This window comes from Phormidium sp. FACHB-592 (assembly GCF_014695795.1).
Classification (GTDB): domain Bacteria; phylum Cyanobacteriota; class Cyanobacteriia; order Leptolyngbyales; family Leptolyngbyaceae; genus Stenomitos.
Window position 1 is genome coordinate 59,721 of record NZ_JACJOZ010000069.1, and the last position, 20,635, is coordinate 80,355.

A 20,635-nucleotide genomic window follows, 5' to 3' on the forward strand; every position below is an offset into this window, starting at 1 on the left:
ATGCAGAAATATACTTGCTAAACCCGTCCCTACGACTATCTGTTGTGGTTAAGCGATCGCGAGTTGGTAAATTTCGTGAGAGCTAACTACATACAAGCTATTTAACGCAGGCAACAGTTGGCAACTGCTGTCTACAAATGGTTCAGTATCGGCAAAGGTCTTTGTGTGAACGAGTTGCCCTTGCTGTAGTTCGATGCGGATAATGCCATTATCGGTGGCTGCTAAGAAAAAATTGGCGATCGCACAACCAGGATCTTTCTTGCTGATGGCTGATAACCAATGGTCGGTGCCACTGGTTGCTTGAGCCGTAGCAGCAATGGTTCCATTTGACTGAATGACTACACAGGTGTGATGGATTTGTCCGTGCGTTTGAGTGGTCAAGAACAGCCAGCCATACTCCTGGCTAAAGGTGCAGGTAGCGTGGATGAGTTGCCCTTGCCATGTGGGCAATTGAACGCGATCGTTCAGCCCTGGTTTATCAACATCGAAGACAAAGGCAACGTTGAGATTACCAGCTTGATAAAAGCCAAAACCAAACCGAGAGCCGACCCAAAAACGGGTTTGATTGGATAAAACATCTCCGATGTGGGAAGGGCTGTGGAGAGTGGGGAGCAGGGCGTAGGGGTTGTTCCATAAGAGTTGTCCGTTGCTAATCCAGTAAGAAGCTGATTCATTGGCATCAAAGAGGGTAATTGAGCCAAGATTTTCAACTGCGATTCGTTCGGGTGCTTTATGTGAATGGAAGGTTATGACCTGCCCCTGATAGCCTAGAAGTGTGCGGTTGCCTTGAATACGCCAGTCAAGATTCGGTTTTAGTTCACCGTTCAGGATTACAGAACCATCTTCGCGATGGAAGTGTCCACGATCGTGGTACACCCATTTCAATTGTCCCTGATTTACAGTGGCAACCAAAATCACCCCTTTGGTTTGGAACAATCGCGTTGCAGTCACCGTTCCCCGCACTGTTGTTACCGCCTTTACGGCAATGAGAACCGTTTGTTGGCAGTCAGGACAAACAGAACGGGCATGTTCTCTGTTGCATGTAGGGCATTGCATCCAGCGCAAGTTATCCAGCAGCGATCGTGGAAATTCTCCCCGCCGATCGTGTACAAATACCTGCTGAAAGTAATGCAGCAACTCATCTGGCAAAACACGATAGGGAATAGCTGGCTTGGGGTAATGCACCTCTGGATGAAAGACTGTAATGCGATGGAGCGATCGTGCCGCCTGTAACACCTTCTGCTGCGGGTCTTTGGGTTTATAAATGCCTCCATAGGGATCAACAAACAATAAACACTGCATCAACATCACCGCGAAGGCATACCAGTCAGAATCAGTAGTGGGAGGTCTTTTCAGGAGCGCTTGAGGAGCGCTTGGATCACATAATAACGGATCAACAAAACGAGCCGTAAACATCATGCAGGGAAAAGACTCAAACTGAAACGAATCCGCATCAATGCAATAAGCTTCTGTCCCTCGTACCAGCACATTTAAGTCATTGAAATCACCAATAATAACGTGATGGAAGTGTAGCTTAGAAACCGTGTCATGCAAATCTTGAAAAACTTGTACAACGGTCTGGGCAGAAATCCCTGTTTGCCGAAAGCTGCGTTCACTGTAGCGCAACAAAGGATTAGTACCGCTCAACAATGGCATGGTGTAACCGAGAATCATTTTTCCCGCTTTATCAGTGGCAAGAGCGCTGGGGGCAACCACTCGTGATGGTAAATGATGGGGAAATTGAAGTAGTTTTTGTTGATGGATTTGAAGACGATCGCGGGCAGTTTGTTGCTCCTGTGGTAAGCCTTGATAATCTGAGTGCGTCGGTAGTTTGAATAGCTTTAGGGCTGTGGTTTGATCAAGCTGAAAAACATCCGCTTCGCCACCTTTACCGATCGCCTTCTTGGGGTCAGCCCGAATCCGTTTTCCATTAATATAGACATCCATAATTTTATCACTCAATGAACTTGGTGAGATGGATAACGAGTGGTAAATGTGTCTACAACATCCATCAAACGCTGATCGAGGCGAATCATAGTTTCTTGGGCGATCGCCTCTGGTACACCCCCATAAAACGCTTCAGCAATACTGCCTGCAATGCACGCGATCGTGTCACTGTCACCACCTAGAGAAATGGCATTACGAATCGCATCCTCAAAATCCGTTGATTCTAGAAACGCTGTAATGGCTTGTGGAACAGAACCCTGGCAGGAGACATCAAACTGATAACTGGGACGAATAGCATCTAATGTTTGGCTCAAATCGTAGGCAAAGGTTGATTCAATGTAAGCCTTGATTTCAGGTTTGCTTTGTCCCGTCCGTGCTAGAAAAACGGCGGCAGCAGTTGCCTGCGCTCCCTTAATGCCTTCGGGGTGGTCGTGTGTCACCGCAGCACTGCGTTTAGCTTCCTGTAACACCTGCTCCAAATTGTCAAACGCATAGCTCACTGGACTAACACGCATCGCAGAACCATTACCCCAACTGTTATAAGGCTCCCTATTACTGGAGCCAGCCCAGGCGTTAAACGTACCACCATAGCCAGGCCCTGGAAAGCGCTGATGATACTGCTTCAGAGTGTCGGTATAGTCGCCCTGATTTAGAATGGCATCGGCGATCGCGACCGTTAACACCGTGTCATCCGTAAACCGGGATTCTGAGCGAAACAGCCGAAATTGTTTAGTCTTGATGTTGTTCCACTCGTAAACGGAACCAATGATATCACCCGCTATCGCGCCTAACATACCGCCTCCTTTCTGCGAATTACAATCAGGGTTGTGTCATCTGGCAACAAACCAGGCTGCCTTGAGCATTGTTGGGATTGTGGATTGAGCATTGTGACTTCGCGGTTGATCAGTGCTAAACGCCGCCGCACCTGATCAGGATTGCGAAAATAACGCTCGTCCTGCCAAAACTGAGCTATGTCACCTACAACATCCGATCGTCCTGGTAGTGCGTGTGCAGCCACTTCCATCAAATCACTCACGCCATCACTGCCCAGCAACATAGACTGCACCTGCTTAGTTGGTAAAACCTGCAATGCTTTGAGCGGTAGGGATTCTGAGACGTTCCCCTCCAGCAAACCATACGCTAAATACGGCGGCGCATTGTTGGCGAACGGACCTAACTGCATGACTTGATCATTAACTGCAATCACGCCATCGCCTAATGTGAAGATGGAGGTAATGGCAGGTGTAATGACAGCGCCCGCGCTCGTAAAGAGCAAATAATCCCGTACCGTTTGTGCTTGATCGCCCCCCAAATGCTCTGCAACTTGTTGCAACTGGTTCAATAGCTTTTGCTGAATGGTTTGCCAAAACTCCTCATGCTCCAAGCACATACCACCCTTCAGAGAACGATGCAGCGTTTCCACAATCATGCGGGCACCTAAATTTGCACCAACCTCACTATGCATCCCGCTGCCGCACCCATCACATACCACCGCGATCGCCCCTGCTTCAGATACATTCCAGCTATACGCATCCTGGTTATTCTTGCCCACTCGCAGATGTTCTCGCCCGATAACCGAGCCACCTACCAGTTCAAATTCGTTCTTCATTGTGGGATAGTGTTTCTATAACACCAAGCTTAGTGTCAAAATTACACGATGTCAACCCATGACCTACACGTATGAATATTCCCGTCCTAACCTGGCTGTCGATTGCGTCGTCTTTGGGTTGGATGAGCCGAACAGCCTCAAAGTCATGCTCATCCGGCGCAGCTTGCCCCCTTTTCAAGATCAATGGGCACTGCCTGGCGGTTTTGTCCGCGTTGATGAATCAGTGGATGCGGCTGCCCGTCGGGAGCTACAGGAAGAAACTGGGCTGAAAGACGTGTTCTTAGAGCAGTTGTATACCTTCGGTCTGCTCGATCGCGACCCTCGTGAGCGCGTTGTTACCATTGCCTATTACGCCCTGGTCAATCTTCAAGAACATCTCATTCAGGCAGCAACGGATGCTAGTGAGGCGGGATGGTTTTCCATCACTCAGTTACCACCCCTCGCGTTTGACCATAACGAAATCATTGCAGTGGCGATCGCCCGACTGAAAGGAAAGGTTCGTTATGAGCCGATCGGGTTTGAACTTCTCCCCAAGAAATTCACCCTTTCCCAACTGCAAACCCTCTACGAAACGGTGCTGGGAATGCCTCTTGATAAACGCAACTTCCGCAAAAAAATTCTCAAAATGGGTTTGCTAATCGAATTAGATGAAACCCAGACCGAAGTCGCCCATCGAGCTGCCCGACTTTACCAATTTGACGAATCAACGTACCGTCAATTGAAAGAAAAAGGGTTCAACTTTGAGCTTTAGTTATCAAAAAGTACTGGCTATATCCCCCGCTTGATCCCCCTTTTGACGAGAGAAGCCACAGTCAGGAGGCGCTTGCTTTGTGTGTAGCATGTAGCAAGGAAATTGGTCTAACTCTTGCTAAGACTCGGAGATAAGAAAGCCCCAGGGATGGGTCTGGGGCGAACACTGTTGACCGTCGAAGCACAAACGATCGCTAGAAATTAAAGAACAGCCCAATGCATTTGAAAGCAAACAGAATCAATGTTAATCAATTTTATCTGTTGCCCAACTGCAACGACTCAAGGCAAATTGCATAGGAGGCGTTCAAGAACAGGCTAGCGCTCGTATGGAGCTTTTCTTAAGGTTACTGGTGTAAATCAACACTAAGACAATTGCTCTGCAAAGACATTCCTCTGTGATGCAAGCGACTTTCCACTTTTGGAAAGCAGGCTCAAGGTTTTACGGATTCTGCTTTAGGAATGGGAATTAAATAAGCTCGATCTTTGGTAGGGGCGGGTTTTGCTGTCAAAGCGATTGCAGGATGCCGTTTGGTCTGTTAAGTTCGCCCGTACAGTTTGCGGATTGATTAAATTCACGATCCTTAGAAGCGGTTACACGATCGACCCAGGACGATCCCACCATTTTCTAGTTCATAAAGACCATCTGCTTCAACGATACTAGCCCCTGCCGCTCCCAATGCAGTCTTTGAATGCTCTCCATCCTCTTTATTTCCCGTTTCTCTGTTGGCTTGCACTGAGGTGACAAGCGTTGTCTCATCAGTTGCAAATGGTGTTGTCACCAAATCATCTGGCAAACTTGGCAAGCCGCCTGCCCCTGTGACAATAAAGCTACCTTGACGCAAACTGCGAGCCATACAGCTTTGGGCGATAAGCTGGCTGGTGTCTACAACCTCCGTGGGCAAAGATACGCGGCTTGGCTGCAATGTCACCCTGGGTACAACCACGTTTCCCGCCCGTAGCCTACCGCTGGCATTGACATCAACCCGATCATTGCCATCTAGCGCCGCAATGTTAGAACTGTCAGCATCCGGTCGATAGCGAAAGCCGAAGAAGGCAGGTGTATTCAAAGTAATGTCGCCTCCACTGCCGTCGCGGGACGCTGCCAGAATGTCGCTGTCATCAAGCGCCACGATCGCCTGTGCACCCAAGGTAATATTGCCGCCGCTGCCAGTGCCGCTCAAGACACTTGTTGTCAGATCGCTATTGCCGCGTAGCTCAATGATGCGGGCGGCGATCGCAATGTTGCCACCTGCCGCCTGAGCTGATGTCGTTAGAATCTGGCTGTCAATGGCTTGCAGACGTTCGTGCAGGCTAAGGGTGATCGTGCCAGCATTCCCTCTCCCTCTACTTTGAGCAGAAATAACGGCGTTATCTTGCAGATATAGCGATCGTGCCCCCACGTTAACATTGCCACCATTGCCGCTGCTGTTAATGGTGGTCGCACTAAACAAGCCGCTAGATTGCCCCGTCGCTGCATCCTTGCCCACGATTCGCACATCATCGATCGCGTTAATGCTAATGGAGCCTGCGGGTTGTTGACCGAGAGTGCTCGTTTGAAACTGTGCGCCATTGGTTAGCGAGACTGACCGCGCCGTAACGGTGATGGCGTTTCCGCCGATCTCATCCTTAATCGCACCCCGACCCACACGACTAAAAATGCCACTGGGAAAGCCATCCAATCCAACGCCATCGAAGGAAACTGCGCCTGCAACGTTGATGTTGACCCCAGCCATTTTGCCATTACCAAGTGCACTGGTGGCGATCGCGGCTCCATTCGTGACGGTAAGCGAAGCGGCAGCGAGGCTGATTTGTCCGCTGTCACCCTGGGCAATACGGCTGACGCTGCTGAAAATACCGCTGGAGAATTGTGGCGTTTGCCCGTCTAACGTTACAGAGTCAGCAATCTGCAAGCGAATATCGCCTCCGTTCCCCTGCCCAAAAGTACTGGCGACTAGCGCTGCCCCATTTTGCATAGAGAACGAGCGTGCCGTAATGCTAATGCCACTGCTATTGCCGATCGCGCGTTCACCAATGTAGCTGTAAATGCCGCCAGGATCGCCAAGAACGCCTGATGAATCGCCCTTTAGCGTCACAGCATCCAATACCCGAAGGTCGATCAGTCCTGCATTCCCTTGACCAAACGTGTTGGCATCGAGTTGAGCGCCGTTTTCCATGAGTAAGCTGTCAGCAACAATGGTAATGCCGCTACTATTGCCCACTGCCCCGCTTTGAACGCCGCTAAAGGCACCACTTGCGGACCGATTGACCGAACCTACGCCTGCAAAGCGCACCTCCCTCTGTGCCTGAATGTTAATGCTGCCCGAGTCACCAATTCCGAGTGTGCTGGCGGACAAAAGCGCACCATTGGTCACTGTGACAGATTCAGCAAAGATGTTAATGCCGCCACTGTTGCCCACCGCATTAGCATTAATTTGGCTGAAGATACCGCCTGGTCGCCCACCGCTAGCTTCACCATCAACGATCACCGCACCTTGCGATCGCAGCGTGACAGTGCCACTATTCCCTCTGCCAAAGCTGCTGGCATTGATCTGCGAACCGTCCTTCAGCAGTATGGAGCCAGCCGTAACGTTGACATTACCGCTGTCGGCATTGCCCAATGTTGCATGATCAATCAAGCTCCCATCCGTAAATACGATCGCACCCGACACCTTCAGGTCAATGTCGCCTGCCTTACTGCCTGGAATGCCTTCACCCGTAGCAACGCCACCTTGTAGCTTACTGCCGCTAGCAAGACGCAAGTTTTGGGCATTCACGCCAATGCTGCCGCCTGTACGAACATTCACTTCAGCCCCCGTCAACGACAGGTCGGCTAGTGGTTGTTGTAAGTCTTGATAGCTCAAGCGCAGACTGCTGCCGTTGCCATTTAGCGCCACGACACCTTGACCAAACAAGCCGCCTAGCTCTACTCGCCCACCTTGCGCTAGCAACGCCGCTTGGTTAAGCAAAACATTGCCGCCTACCAGTGCTAGACTCTGACCGCTGGGCACCTGGAGCTTTGCCTGGCTGACGATCGACTGATTTGCTAGTTGGTTAAACAGCAACGCCGATGGGTTGACTGTCAGCAGCGATGGCGCAGTGGGATTGGTTGCGCTGTAAAGACCCTCATTGCCAAACTGAATGGCGCTTGCAGTGGTAGCCAGAAAGGAACCACCCACGTTAAGCGCGGCATTAGGTCCAAAAAGAATACCGCTGGGATTGATGAAAAAAAGATTGGCGCTCCCGCTGGTTTGGATTAACCCGTCTAGTTGAGATGGTTGCCCACCCGTCACGCGACTGATGATATTGGTAATCGTCGCGGCATTATTGAAAAACGTTGTTTCGCCTTGCCTTAAAGAAAACTGGGCAAAGCTATGGAACAGGTTGCGATCGCGAATGGCACCCCCATCAATTTGAAACAGCGGTCCCGCAGAGACTTGCGATCGCTCGCCGCTTGGCAGCGTTGTGTCGGGTGTGACTTGCGCCACGCTACGATCGCCCAACCCCAGCAACGTAAGGCAGCAGACCTGACTGATAAAACGTAACCATTGCGATCGTCCGACCATAACCAACGTCCCCTCCAGTGCGACGGCTCGGAATCTCTTATTGGGCAGCGAGTCTGAACGGTGACAGCGTTTGTTAAGCGCTAAACGTTAGCTGCCATCGTTCTTAGTAGCTGGGTGGAATTAACTTACAGCAATTTTCATTTGTGCGTGCCACACGAACTGCCTGTTTTGCCTTAATTCTGAGACGTTGCTTGTGTAGCACTCACCTGAAAACCGCTGTCAAGATAGTTTTGGGCGCGCAGGCGGTAAACCCCCTTACTCCCTTCTTACATTTAATTGAAGCTGCCTACTTAACCGTATCAGAGGCTAAAAGTATGGCTGACTGACCCGTTACCTTGATGAAGTTTGTCATGAAACGTCGTAGTTTTATGAAAAAAAGTGTTCTTTAGTTGCGTAGAAGGTGCATTGGGATTGGTATAGGTCAAAAGCGGCTGTTCTACTAGCGGTAGAATAACGCTACTGTTTAACATCCAACCTCGCTGCTGCCACACATCTGTGACCCATGCGCCACCGTCTAAAGCTGCTTCGACTTCTCTTTTTTAGCAGTCTGCTTTTATGTCTTTGGCTAGGGCGAGGTTTTACCACCGCACGATCGCTGGCTCACGGTGTTAACGACAGCAGGAGCGGCGCAACCGGAGCAACGGAATGGCTTCAGCATGGCTTAGAGCACTATCAGAACGGTGATGTACAGGGCGCGATCGACCACTGGCAAACGGCGTTACGTCTTACCACTGACCGTGCCTCGTCCGTAAGGGGAACGGCTTTAAAGTATCTCGTGCGGGCAGAGCAGCAAATTGGTGAGGTTGATCGGGCGATCGCGCGTTTGGACCAACTCATCGTTGATTACCAACAAACAGGTAACATCACTCAAGTCGGCAGAATGCGGACGGAGCAAGCTCAGGCTTACAGCAGCCTGGGTCAGCAACGCAAAGCGATCGCCCTTCTTTGCCGTGACCTTACTGATCAAAATGCAGACTCCTCGTGCAGTAGTGACAGCGCGCTGGCGATCGCTCGCCGCCAATCTGACGCTACAGGCGAAGTAGCAGCCGTGGGTACTCTGGGTAATGTTCATCGTCTACGCGGCGAGTACGAGCGTGCCTTGCAATATCTCCAAACTGCCCTCAAGCTAGCCACGCAGATGCAGAGCCAGTCTCACCAGTTCGCCGCTTTAAATGGGTTGGGTAATACCTATGTCAGTCTGGCAAAACGAGACGATCGCCGCCGCTACTATGCTCAACAGTCTGCCGACGAACCAATGGCACAAGCGCTAGCACAAACGGCAAGCCGCTATAACCGTGAGGCGATCGAGTTCTTTGAAGCCAGCCTGACCATTGCTCGTGATCAGAACAATGCTGTCAACGAACTGCGATCGCTCCTCAACTTGATTGTGCCGCTTCAGAGGAGTGGGAAGAGAGAGGAGGCAGAAGGTAGAAGGCAGTCTGTTGAAACTATCACGAAACAACCGTTAGGAAACCCTCCCTCCCCCCTTCCCCCTCTCCCCTCTCCCCCCTTCCCCCCTTCCCCCAATACAGCGCTCCAGCGTGCTCAAACGCTCCTCGCCCAATTACCTGCATCGCGTGAAAAAGTTTACGCGGCGATCCGGCTATCAACGTTGACGCAGCAGGTACTAGGGCAAGGTGATTGGGATCGCGATCCGGCTACACATTGTTTGGCAACTGATGTGCCTACATCAGCAGTAACATTGTTGCAACAGGCGATCGCGATCGCGCAACAAATTGGTGATTCGCAGTCAGAAGCCTTCGCCTTAGGACGCTTGGGGCACGTCTACGAATGTCGTCAAAACTATGAGCAAGCGCTGACCTTGACGCAGCAGGCACAGTTCGCGGCGGCAAACTACGATAGCCGCTATTTGTGGGAGTGGCAGACTGGTCGCATCTTGCAGTTACAACAAAAAACAGGTGCTGCGATCGCTGCCTACGATCTCGCAGTCAAAACGCTTCAAACCATTCGGGGCGATTTAGCAAGCGCGAGTCGAGATTTTCAGTTTGACTTTCGGGATACGGTCGAGCCAGTGTATCGAGAGTTAACTGCACTCTACCTGGAGCAGGCAACCAAACGCCAAACGCTAACACAGCAGAAGAACAAGGATCTGGGTGAGGTGAAGCCTGAGTTTGCCTCTGCCAAACCGATTGCCTCAGCGTTGGAAACCATTGATCGATTGCGTCTGGCAGAACTGCAAAACTACCTCGGTGAGGATTGTACGCTTGAGGCAAACGCAACACCCGTTACCGTAGTTGATCAAAAAACGGCTGTGTTCAGCTCCATCATGCTGGGCGATCGTGTGGCAGTTGTACTAACGTTGCCAGCACCAAACCATCAATTTCATTCTCAGGTACAATGGCTGCCTGTCAACACTCAAACTCTCAAAACGACCGTCAACCAACTACGCCGCCAGCTAGAAACCCGCTCTGATTTAGCAAAGACCTATGAAGTAACATCGCGGCAGATGTACGACTGGTTGATTGCTCCGTTTGCACAAGACTTGCAAGCCGCGCGGATCGAAACGCTGGTATTTATTCAGGATGGCATTTTACGCAGTTTGCCAATGGCGGCACTCTATGATGGCAAACAGTTTTTGGTGGAACAATACGCGCTCGCCAGCACATTGAGCCTGACTTTGATCAATCCATCTCGCATTGATCGCCACTCGCTGCGTGTCTTGGGGTTTGGCTTAACCCAACCATCTGTCGTCGAAGGCCCAACCTTCTTTCCACCCCTTAGCTACGTCAAGGGAGAAATTGACAGTATTCAAGCCGCGCTTCCAGATAGCAAAGGGCTATTTGATGAGGCTTTTAACCTCGATCGTCTGCAACAGGAGCTAACGCAAAACGTTTACCCGATCGTACATTTAGCAACGCACGGCAAATTTGGTATGGATGCTCGCGACACGTTTTTGGTGACGGGTGGGAAGAGGGAAGAGAGGAGAGAGGAGAGAGGAGAGAGAGGGGAAAGTATGAGCAATGAACGATCGGGAAGGAACCAATCATTCGACTCGCAACTGGTTCCTCAAAACTACAATGAAACGCTGACGATGAATGCACTTTATCAAATGCTCCGCACCATGCGGCAGGGAACTATGTTGGAGTTACTGACATTAACAGCGTGCGAAACAGCAGTGGGGAGCGATCGCGAGGCTTTGGGCATTGCTGGTATCTCGCTCCAGGCAGGGGCACGTAGTACGGTTGCCTCACTTTGGCAGGTGGACGATCGGGCAACCGCGCAATTGATTACCCACTTCTACCAGTCGCTCAAGCAAGGGATGAGCCGTGCTAAGGCGCTACAAGCGGCACAAAAAAGCTGGCTCCAGCAGCAGCCGAGCGATCGTCGCCATCCTGGCTATTGGGCAGCGTTAATTCTGGTTGGAAGCTGGCTGTAAAAAGGCTTGTTATCGCTTCAGGGTCAACGTGCCATCACCCACAAAGCTCGCCGCCGCTTTGGGTTCTGGGTAAGCGGCAATGCCATAGTCATAACTTGCAGCCGCTGGTAGCTGGCGTAGTTTCAGCGCCAGGGTAAGTTTGGTTTGAGGAGGAATCGGTGTCTTAAATTGCACCCATAGGCTGCCTGTCTCGTCAATCCATGTTCTTTGAATCGCAATTGCCCGTCTCCCCTTATTGGCTGCACCTGCAAAAGCTTTGATGTTAGGAAGATCAAACTGTAAGGGCGCGATCGTTTTGTCTCGGTTTTGTTCTGTAAACGAAATCGATACTTTCGCGAACTGTTTCCCTACTCGTTTCGGTAATGTCATAGTCAACGCATAGGTGTTGCTATCTATAGGGCGATCGCTGACAACAAATTCATTCGTAAGCCTTGAACGATCAAAACTGATGACAGGATTGCCAGGTTTAGCCAACGCTGTCCAGGCATTTAGCAGAACATTGATGGCAACTAACATCAGAACAGAATTCGCCCGTTGCATCACTTCACTCCATGATGGTTAAATTGCTGTCTGTTAAAGCACTCAAATGTAGAAAGAAGCCTGTTGAGAAGTAAAAACCCCTCAACAGGTGATCGACTTCGTCGCTCGCTTCACAAGAAAGTTGATGTGTGGTGTTACGTCAGCCTGAGGCTTTTTAGTAAACCGCAGGCTAACGCTTGATGTCTACGCGAATTGCACCACTTTGTTGTTGATATTGATGCGATTTTCCCCAGTTGGGAAGCCAGCCTTACCATCACCATCAAGGTCAACATTGGTGTGGATGTTCACATACAAGTTACCGGCAAGGAGCGCAGCTTGCTCTTCTGGTTTCAATTCAAACTCACCCGTAATCGTGCCAGATTTGGGATCAATCACAGTGTTGTTGAAGAACCGCACCACGGTAGCATCAGCAAAGCTCCCACGACCATCTTCTGCTGGACTAAAGTGTAGATGCGTACCGGAAAGCACATTGCCTTCCACATCCTTCGGTACCTGCAAGAAGTTATTGATCAAAGACACTGGATCTGAACCATTGAGAATCGTTGCTTTGGGGTCAATGGCTGTCTCACCCTGGCTGAAAAGTGGGGCAGCGTCAAAGTTCTTGTACGAACCATTGGCACGCAGCACACCATCCTTCAACTCAAGCTTGATTTCGCTTGACCCAGGGCTATCATTTTTGAAGGGAAATTCAGTCGCACCGGACGCTGCTCCAGCAGTGTTGAATTTAAACCCATCATTGCCCACATAGAGAAAGTCATTGCCTTTGCCGCCGATTAAGCGGTCGTTCTCCTGCGTTCCAGTGAGTTGACCATTGCCACTTTGGCTTGCGAACCCAAGGTCTTGAAGTTCCTTCTCATTTAAGCTCTTGTTTGCCTGACCAGTGAGCTTTGAAAAGTGACCTTCATTAAGGTCAGAGGCTTTAGTAAATGTCAACGCAGCGAGGATATGACCACCTCGCTTGTCAATCACTAGTGCATTGTTTACAGAATCAAGCGGCTGCTCCAGCCCACCTTTACCGGGATTTTTGCCCTGTGCAATCACAATATCTTTAGGGTTAATGCCTTGTAACGCAAACCGATCCTTTGTTGGATCAAAATCAAAAATCCGGTTAGTAGTCTCCTCACCTAGAATGATGGTGTCTCTACCAGTACCTGTGGTGATAGTGTTTAATCCCTGCCCTGCGCCTCGGATGACATCATTGCCACTACCAGAAATGACTGTATTGTTACCGCCACCGGGATTGAGAAAATCACCTTTATTGCCAAAAGTGTCTGTGAAAGAACCCTGTTTGCTAACTTGTTTAGCATTCAACGATCGAGCATTAGCAACGTTGTTTAAATCTACATGGGTCTCAAAGACACCCACTTTGGGTCCATGATCGTGATCGTCAGGGTTCGTTACTGCTGTTGGCGTTGCTGCTTTTTCATCAGGTGAGAGCGTTTGATCCAGCGCTTGCTTAAGATCAGAATCCAATACAGAAGAACCTTTTGAACTACTGGCGATCGCACCCGCATTAGCTGTGCTGACTGATGGATCTGCTATTCCACCAGCATTATGTTGTTCAGAATGGTTTTTGTGATCAAAGCCTTCCATAAGAACTCCTAAAAGTTGAGAACAAGATGAAGAGACATCAAGACCGAACGTTAAAGTCTAGCTTCAGAAGCGCCTTTAGCTACTAAGGCATACATTGTGGAAGCTGAATACCAATAGTTCTAAAGTTTGAACGAACTGGTATGGTAGTCAGCTATGCACTAGCTTGAAGTCTTACAATTCAATCGAGGTAAATGCAAAAGGACTAACAGACCGCTCTACTGGCATAAGATGATGAGTGTTTTGAGCAATATAGCGTCTGTGAAATCTGTGAAAGTGAAAAACTAATGAAGCCTCTAGAGACTTGCAATCCTTTACGATCAGTCATTGTCGTCTCTTCGTTTCAACTATAGCAAATGCACACCCATTGGCAAGGCTAAATCAGCCAATTTTGAAACTAAATTGATAATTAATTGGAACTAACATCTCTATTGGGTTCTAATTGGTCAATCAGTTGCGTGAACTTGTGATTGTAAGCGTTGCTAAGAATGGAAATGAAGGCGAATTTTGTGATTTATCTTTGCCCCTTATCCATAGCGATAAGAGCATCAGCAGACTTGTTCATGCGTCCTGTGCGAGTAAACTGCATAAAAATATCCCCCAAATGCTCTTAAAAAGCGTTTGGGGGACAAGGAGAGAGAAATTCTGCCAGTTAGGCATTCCATCTTTAATCGTGTAGTAAGTGCTGCTTAGCAAGATGCTGCTTGAACTGAGCAGGCATTCCATTTGCTAAAGAGGCGATCGAAGCAAGATGAAAAATGGCTATTGTACCTGCGACACTACTGATAAAAAGGATAGAAGTCAGGATGGTTTGACGCATTTTTAATTTCCACCTTCGCGTTAACGAACGGATTTGAGACCATCAAATGCCTTGGTAATTTCCTCGGTAACGTAAGTAATCGGAGCACGCTGCCGCACTTTAACCAGAGCCGCAATACTCATACCAGGGGTGAGCGGTAATCGCTTTGATTTGCGTTCTATAAACTGGCGATCAAGGCGTACTTCGATCGGGAAGACAGTGGCACCTGGAGCTTGTTCGCTCAACTTGACTGCTTCACTACCAACTTTTGAGACAATCCCTTTAAGCGAACCATATTCAGTAAATGGATAGGCATCAACCCGAACATCGACGGGCATACCAACATGGACATTGGCAATATCGGCGTTAGCAACTTTGACCTGGGCAGTGAGTGCTTCGTTAGGCACAACTTGCAGCAGCGTTTGACCTGCCTGAGAAACAACGCCTGGAAGCTTAGGTCCCAATTCAAACACAACACCATCAGTGGGAGCGCGTAAGTCCTGCGCTTTTAGGTCGAGTTGCACCTGGCTTAATTTGCTATTGATCGCAATCAATTGCTGCTGGCTGTCTTTGATTGTGGTATCAAACCTTGTATCTAATTCGGCTAACTGTCGTTGTAAATCTTGCAGCATTTCATTCATCGTCCTGCCTTCTTCAGCTCTAGTCTGGACGCGGCTAATCTCTAACTGCTGCTTTTTTAAGAAATTTTGGGTGCGTTGACTTTGAAGTTCGCTCACACCAACATTGCGCTGAAGTAAAGTAATGCGGGAAATAGCGCCTTGATCTACCAGGGGTTTGAGCCGTGCAATTAGTTCTTGCTCTGTTTGCAATTGGAATTCTGTTTGCGTTCGCTGTGCATTGGTTTCATTAATTTTTGCCTGGATGTCTGCTTCCTGTAAATTGCCAATGTATTGTCGATCTCGCCATTGCCGTTCAAACAGGTCGTATCGCTGACGTTGCTCTGGAGAGAGATTGCTGGGGTTGCCTGAAAGTTGAGCCACCAGCAGCATACGCATTTGCACCTGGTTCATTAATTCTGGTGGCATCCCAGCCCAGTGTTTGCCTAGGGATTCCATTGAGCGCCCTTCTCGTACTGTGCGTAGTACTGCGATTTCTTTCACTAACCGATCGCGCTGAAGTAGCAATTCTTGAAGTTGATTGTAGAGGGCAGTTTTATCTAATTGCATTAATAGCTGACCCTGTTTTACCTCTTGCCCTTCCCGCACCAGCACTGCCGTTACCACACCACCCGCACGTGATTGAATAATCTGCGATTGCGATAGTGGCTCTAGTTTGCCGGTTGCCGTTACAACAACATCCACACGTGCCACGATCGACCACCCAGCACCGGCAGCAATACCAACTAAAATCACTTGTGTGATGAGTTTTGTCCAGGGTGCTATGGGTGGCAACGTAATGGTTTTAATTTCCAGATTTTGCTCAACCTGATCCAACTTTTTTCGGTAATGCTTTTGCAATGCCTCAAAGGGATTAGCTAACCAGTGACGGGTCATAACTTTTCTCCAAATGAATTGAGGAGTGAGGAGTGAGGGGTAAGGAGAGCAGTGTTGCGTTGGTTCTGACCACTCAGCGCGAATCACTAGGTACTGTTTTGCCAGTGTTCTATGCTTCGCGTGATTGTTGTGAGTAGAGGCAGTAATAGAGCTGGCGCTTGGCAAGTAACTCTTGATGCGTTCCCTGTTCGGCGATAATGCCTGCTTGCATGAAGAGAATTCGATCAGCATGAGCGATCGTATTGAGGCGATGGGTGATGAAAAAGCACGTGCGCCCTTGAAAGCGCTGCATCAAATTTCGGCAGACTCGTCGTTCGGTTTCGTAATCAAGGGCACTGGTTGCTTCATCAAAAATCAAGAGTCGGGGGTTGCGGATAACAACACGGGCGATCGCAATGCGCTGCCGTTGCCCGCCTGAAATTGCCGAACCACGTTCACCAATCTGTGTTGCATAACCATCCGGTAATTGCATGATGAAATCATGTGCTTCGGCAACTCGTGCTGCTTCAATCACAAGTTCATCCGGCAGATCTTCAAATAAGGCAATATTGTCGCGGATGGTGCCTTGAAACAGCACAGCATCTTGCGAAACAATGCCTACTTGCGATCGCAAGGAATTCAAATCCACTTTATTGACATCATAGCCATCAATAGTAATACTGCCCGACTGGGGCAAATACAACCGAGGTAACAGCTTCATCAACGTACTTTTGCCAGAGCCACTCTGCCCAACAATACCTACAAACGTGCCGGGCGGTACATCTAGAGATACATTCATCAATTGCAGTTGTCCTGGCTTGAACCCAAAGCTCACATCTTGAAACTGGATGCGCCCGTCGATCGCAGGTAAACGCAGGAATGCTTTTTCCTGGGACAGTTCACCTTCCATCGGCGCATCGGCAATATCTGCCAATAGTTCCATCGAAAGGGATGTCTCTTGAAAGCGCTGCCAGAGCCTTGCAAGACGCAGTAGCGGTCCTGTCACGTAACCTGTGAGAATGCGGAAGGCAATTAAGCCACCCAGCGATAGTTCTCCTTTCAATACCAGCCCAGCACCCACCCACAGCACCAGCAAGCTGCTAATCGTATTCAAAAATTGACTGTATGAGAAGAAAATGGTGTTGATGGTTGAAGTGGTGAAGCCACTGGTGAGATATTGCACGTAGCGATCGCGCCAAGTCGCTTCAACGAGGGATTCCATATGTTGGGCTTTGACAGAGGCAATACCACCCAGCACTTCCACCATATACGATTGTACTTTTGCACCCTGCTCTGCCTTAGTACGAATCAGTTTTTGCTGAACGGTAGACATAAGCAGCGTTGAAATAATCACGATTGGTACCGTTGCCAGGACACAAAGGGTTAGCTGTGCGCTGTAGAGAACCATCACGCCAATATAAAACACCGAAAAGACGACATCCATCACGGTCGTAATGGCTGTATCGGTCATAAATTGGCGAATGTTCTCTAGTTCCAGTAATCGTGACGATAATTCGCCAACCGGACGTTTTTCGAAAAAGTTGAGTGGTAAATGCAACAAGTGGCGAATCAATTCCACACCCAGATGCAAATCCATCCGGTTAGTGGTACTGAGCAATAAATATGTGCGTAAGATGGTCAAGATCCCTTCTACAAAGGCAAACGAAACCATCAAGATGCCAAACATGGACATGGCATCGGCATTTGCCTTGATGATGACGTTATCAATTACTTGTTGGATTAGCAGTGGGTTAGCTAAACCCAAAAGCTGAATCACGACCGAAGCCAGCAAAACCTGCGCCAGTGTGCCCCGTTGCTTTGCGACTAACGGTAAAAACCAATCAAAGCCGAACCGCTTAGTTGGTGTGGTAGCAAACCGCTCCAGAACGATCGCCCGACAGCTTGCCGTTTCACGGGTGCCTGTAGCACTGGCATCCAGCGTTAAACGAGAGGCTAACTCAGTAGGGGCAAGTCGCAGTAAACCCGTGCGCGGTGAACCCAGTACAGCCGTTGTTGCTGTTGCATCATGCAGTACCGCGAGAATGTTGCTGCACTCAACCAGTGCGGGCGTTGTGAGCCGATTAATGCCACCCGCTGTTGGTGTAAAGCGCACGATATAAGCATTCAGACCGAGCGCCTGAGCAATACGGACATAGAGATCAAAGGGTTCAAATTTCTCGATCGCCTGCTGCTTGAGCGAACGGCGTAACGAATCGGGACGAAAGGGAATTTGTAAACGTTCACAAACCATCCCGAAACAAGCGACCACGTCTTCAATTAGGTCAGGTGCGGTCGATCGCCAAATGGGATAGGTTTTAGACGCGGTAATGTCAGGGAGACTCTCAGTTGCCACTGGCTCTGTCAGGTTCACGAAAGCATCGGTCGGAGCCAGTAGTTGTTGATTGGTTGGTGCAGCGGCAGGCAAGCCAGAAGCTGACTGATGCAAGACAGCCGAAGCCAAACACGTGCGATCGATCCCCAGTAGCCGTACGGGAAACCGTGATGGATGGATTAGCTGTAATTGCTCGACATTCCCCACAGGTGCGCCAATCGGCAAGTTGAGCGCTGCACCACCACTCACTAACCAAACCCGGTCAGGCGATAGTTTGCGAGCTAGCGCTTCCACCGTCTCCGTCTCGGGATACCAGTGCTGCGCCACCGCTAACTTCTCACGCTCGATATGATGGACAACTTCCGTTAGATTAATGCCAGCCGTGCGATCGGGCATCTTAGAGAGGGCGCGAGACAGCGTATCAAACAATTCCATCAAGCTCACGCGCCGCAGCAACACAGGTAGCAAGTGTTCTAATGCCAGCGTTTCAAATGCATCAGCAGACAGTGCCATGGTCAACACTTCACGATCGGTATCTGGAGCCGCCATCGCTGCCCGCACCGAACCAGCCGAAACACGCCGCAGCAAGCTATCCCAGCCGATCACCGTACCATCACCCACCACTTCTAAGGTTGGACTTTGGTAGGATGTAGGACCAAGAATCCGCACCCGCTCCTGTACAACACAGTGAACGGCTGAGGGGAGTTCTCTAGAAGGATAAATCAATTCTCCGGGTTGAAACGAGCACAACTGGATGTTTGGAGCGATCGCTTTCTGTAAATGGGCAGGGAGATGATTGAAGGGCCACGCTGCAAAAAAATCTGTCAGAAACGCTTGTATCGGTGCTTCAACCTGCATCATCGCTGTAAACCCTTGTGCATTCTTCAAGTCTTAATGTGCTGCTACGGGCAGTCGTTCGTTTGCCTGTGATGGCCTCGTCTGTGATGACAACGGCTCTGATTCCACTGCCTCTGCTGGCACGTTTGTTTGTATTGCGATCGTCCCTGGTGTCTGTGTCATCGCTCTAATTTGAGCTTGCAGCCACTGGTTATAAAGACGATTGATTACATCAGCGCGCGTTGCTTCAGTTAACCGTGCGGCAGTAAAGCGCTCTAGCCGCACAACCCAAAAACTATCTGCAACGGGCACTGGACCGTAGACTGTGCCAATCTGCTCACTACGAAACAGTGCTGTGACCTCGATCGGTAGCGTTGCCAATGGCACTGGACCCACCCAACCACTTGTCAAGCGTTCTCGCCCTACAGAATACTGCTGTGCCAGTTGAGCAAAATCTGCTCCATCATCGCGTAGCTGAAAATAGAGTTCCTGCGCTAAGGACAAATTAGTGAGCTGGATTAATGAGTATTCCACCTGATCCATCTCAGCCTTACACCGCAAAAACTCTGATTCAACCTGGTCACCAAACCGAAGCTGCTTGAATTTCTGTAGCTGTAATTCTCGCAGCACCACCGACTTGAAGTAATCTAGTGTGACTCCTTTAAGCTGACACCACTGGCTGATAAAACCATCAAAGTCATCGGGCACTGGAACCTCAGTATTGCCAAAGAGAGTGTGAAATACCTCCTGTTTTGACAAGGGTACGTTCTGAAGCACCTCATCTATCAGAATCTGCCCGACCATTGTTTCTAGAAGCTGATACCGAATCAAAGCCGAAATAATTTGATCGCCATCTAATGTGCGATCGCCAATCTTCAAATAGTTGCTCATAGCAAAAGCTTTACCCTGTGTGAACCGCACTTGCTGCAAAGGTGTAAGCAGCGATCGGTTAGCTAGCCATTTACAGCTTCAACAGTACTGCCTTGCAGCACAAACCATTATCACAGTCGCACCCATTTATCTAAACCTGAAAGCGTCGATCGTCAGTATGCCAAAGCACCTATGTGCCGAACGATGCAGACCGACCATCATCAAACTCACGAGGGAACGGATTATACTTATGCACCGACCCAAACAATAACACAATCATTTGCGTCATCACTTAATTAGAACCAATTTTCTAACTGTTCTAGTTAAATAAGGATCGATCCGGTCAATTTGCTCTAAACCGCCTCTATAGCTAGCATCAAACAAAACAACGTGCAAGGTAAAAATCAACTAGAACCACTTTTGCAAACCTGGTTCCAATTAATCTATTTCTGGGTTCGTGGTCAAAAAAAGCACATCTAGATTACGGCGCTATTTGTAGTCGTCTGTCAGAAAAGCTGGAAACTTCTGTGAAAGCGAGGAGCCTAGCGAAAATTGCGTTGCACTACTACTGAGGTAGCTAAGTATAAAATAATCATGAACCTTGTGAAAAGTTCTGAGAATTTCAGGTTGGCTAAAGCCTTATATTTTCTTTACTCTTGATACAGAGTGGTATTGCACTACTACTCAAGTGCAGGTGCAGAGCTACCAGTTATACTCATCAACCAGTGCTGGAGACGCTTCTAACGCTCTCTTAAGCAGCCTGCTCAACCTTTTCACCAGTTTTTTCTGCTCTTGCGATCGCGCTGTCTCGATTGTCTCAATGCGGCTAGACAAGCTACATGACACACTACGGCTAGCACAGTGTGTAGAAATCCCCTGGTTTTTAGCACTACGCTATCCTGTAGCAG

General features: G+C 49.2%; 12 protein-coding genes. 2 read left to right on the forward strand and 10 right to left on the reverse strand.

Features of this window, described 5'->3' with window-relative positions; translation table 11 throughout:
* Positions 1-48: 48 nt before the first annotated feature.
* Genes H6F86_RS17825 through H6F86_RS17835 form a run of 3 tightly spaced genes read right to left on the reverse strand, consistent with a single transcriptional unit; the run spans position 49 to position 3,556 of the window.
* Positions 49-1,962 carry a hypothetical protein gene (locus tag H6F86_RS17825; RefSeq protein ID WP_242033580.1) on the reverse strand — a complete coding sequence of 638 codons (1,914 nt, stop codon included), beginning with the start codon at positions 1,960-1,962 and terminating at the stop codon, positions 49-51.
* A complete protein-coding gene (locus tag H6F86_RS17830) occupies positions 1,959-2,741 on the reverse strand; it encodes an ADP-ribosylglycohydrolase family protein (protein ID WP_190450070.1) in 783 nt (260 codons plus the stop codon). The genes H6F86_RS17825 and H6F86_RS17830 overlap by 4 nt, the downstream gene beginning before the upstream one ends.
* Positions 2,735-3,556 carry a protein phosphatase 2C domain-containing protein gene (locus H6F86_RS17835; protein WP_190450071.1) on the reverse strand — a complete coding sequence of 274 codons (822 nt, stop codon included), beginning with the start codon at positions 3,554-3,556 and terminating at the stop codon, positions 2,735-2,737. The genes H6F86_RS17830 and H6F86_RS17835 overlap by 7 nt, the downstream gene beginning before the upstream one ends.
* A 58-nt stretch (positions 3,557-3,614) precedes the next feature.
* Between H6F86_RS17835 and H6F86_RS17840 the strand changes: the two genes are divergently transcribed.
* Positions 3,615-4,307 (forward strand): NUDIX domain-containing protein, encoded by a 693-nt coding sequence (locus tag H6F86_RS17840; RefSeq protein ID WP_190450072.1) that lies wholly within the window; start codon positions 3,615-3,617, stop codon positions 4,305-4,307.
* A gap of 580 nt (positions 4,308-4,887) precedes the next feature.
* Here the strand turns inward: H6F86_RS17840 and H6F86_RS17845 are convergent.
* Positions 4,888-7,869, reverse strand: a complete 2,982-nt coding sequence (locus H6F86_RS17845) for a filamentous hemagglutinin N-terminal domain-containing protein (protein WP_190450073.1) — start codon at positions 7,867-7,869, stop codon at positions 4,888-4,890.
* Between the two features lie 502 nt (positions 7,870-8,371).
* Between H6F86_RS17845 and H6F86_RS17850 the strand changes: the two genes are divergently transcribed.
* Positions 8,372-11,266 carry a CHAT domain-containing protein gene (locus H6F86_RS17850; protein WP_190450074.1) on the forward strand — a complete coding sequence of 965 codons (2,895 nt, stop codon included), beginning with the start codon at positions 8,372-8,374 and terminating at the stop codon, positions 11,264-11,266.
* Between the two features lie 9 nt (positions 11,267-11,275).
* On the opposite strand, the gene H6F86_RS17855 is transcribed toward H6F86_RS17850, so the two are convergent.
* From H6F86_RS17855 to H6F86_RS17880, 6 genes are all read right to left on the reverse strand, one after another.
* The gene (locus tag H6F86_RS17855; protein ID WP_190450075.1) at positions 11,276-11,806 is read right to left on the reverse strand and encodes a DUF2808 domain-containing protein; all 531 of its coding nucleotides are present in this window, start codon (positions 11,804-11,806) and stop codon (positions 11,276-11,278) included.
* Positions 11,807-11,989: 183 nt separating this feature from the next.
* On the reverse strand, positions 11,990-13,399 hold the full coding sequence (locus tag H6F86_RS17860; RefSeq protein ID WP_190450076.1) for a CHRD domain-containing protein: 1,410 nt from the start codon (positions 13,397-13,399) through the stop codon (positions 11,990-11,992).
* Between the two features lie 664 nt (positions 13,400-14,063).
* Positions 14,064-14,216 (reverse strand): hypothetical protein, encoded by a 153-nt coding sequence (locus H6F86_RS17865; protein WP_190450077.1) that lies wholly within the window; start codon positions 14,214-14,216, stop codon positions 14,064-14,066.
* Positions 14,217-14,236: 20 nt separating this feature from the next.
* Positions 14,237-15,709 (reverse strand): HlyD family type I secretion periplasmic adaptor subunit, encoded by a 1,473-nt coding sequence (locus H6F86_RS17870; protein ID WP_190450078.1) that lies wholly within the window; start codon positions 15,707-15,709, stop codon positions 14,237-14,239.
* Positions 15,710-15,818: 109 nt separating this feature from the next.
* A complete protein-coding gene (locus H6F86_RS17875; RefSeq protein ID WP_199305356.1) occupies positions 15,819-18,908 on the reverse strand; it encodes a peptidase domain-containing ABC transporter in 3,090 nt (1,029 codons plus the stop codon).
* 3 nt (positions 18,909-18,911) lie between these two features.
* Positions 18,912-19,748, reverse strand: a complete 837-nt coding sequence (locus tag H6F86_RS17880; RefSeq protein ID WP_190450079.1) for a peptidylprolyl isomerase — start codon at positions 19,746-19,748, stop codon at positions 18,912-18,914.
* Between the last annotated feature and the right edge of the window lie 887 nt (positions 19,749-20,635).

Coding starts and splice junctions, on each gene's coding strand:
- H6F86_RS17830 (WP_190450070.1), bottom strand. CDS start 2,741: ATGTTAGGCGCGATAGCGGGTGATATCATTGGTTCCGTTTACGAGTGG.
- H6F86_RS17835 (WP_190450071.1), bottom strand. CDS start 3,556: ATGAAGAACGAATTTGAACTGGTAGGTGGCTCGGTTATCGGGCGAGAA.
- H6F86_RS17840 (WP_190450072.1), top strand. CDS start 3,615: ATGACCTACACGTATGAATATTCCCGTCCTAACCTGGCTGTCGATTGC.
- H6F86_RS17845 (WP_190450073.1), bottom strand. CDS start 7,869: ATGGTCGGACGATCGCAATGGTTACGTTTTATCAGTCAGGTCTGCTGC.
- H6F86_RS17850 (WP_190450074.1), top strand. CDS start 8,372: ATGCGCCACCGTCTAAAGCTGCTTCGACTTCTCTTTTTTAGCAGTCTG.
- H6F86_RS17855 (WP_190450075.1), bottom strand. CDS start 11,806: ATGCAACGGGCGAATTCTGTTCTGATGTTAGTTGCCATCAATGTTCTG.
- H6F86_RS17860 (WP_190450076.1), bottom strand. CDS start 13,399: ATGGAAGGCTTTGATCACAAAAACCATTCTGAACAACATAATGCTGGT.
- H6F86_RS17865 (WP_190450077.1), bottom strand. CDS start 14,216: ATGCGTCAAACCATCCTGACTTCTATCCTTTTTATCAGTAGTGTCGCA.
- H6F86_RS17870 (WP_190450078.1), bottom strand. CDS start 15,709: ATGACCCGTCACTGGTTAGCTAATCCCTTTGAGGCATTGCAAAAGCAT.
- H6F86_RS17880 (WP_190450079.1), bottom strand. CDS start 19,748: ATGAGCAACTATTTGAAGATTGGCGATCGCACATTAGATGGCGATCAA.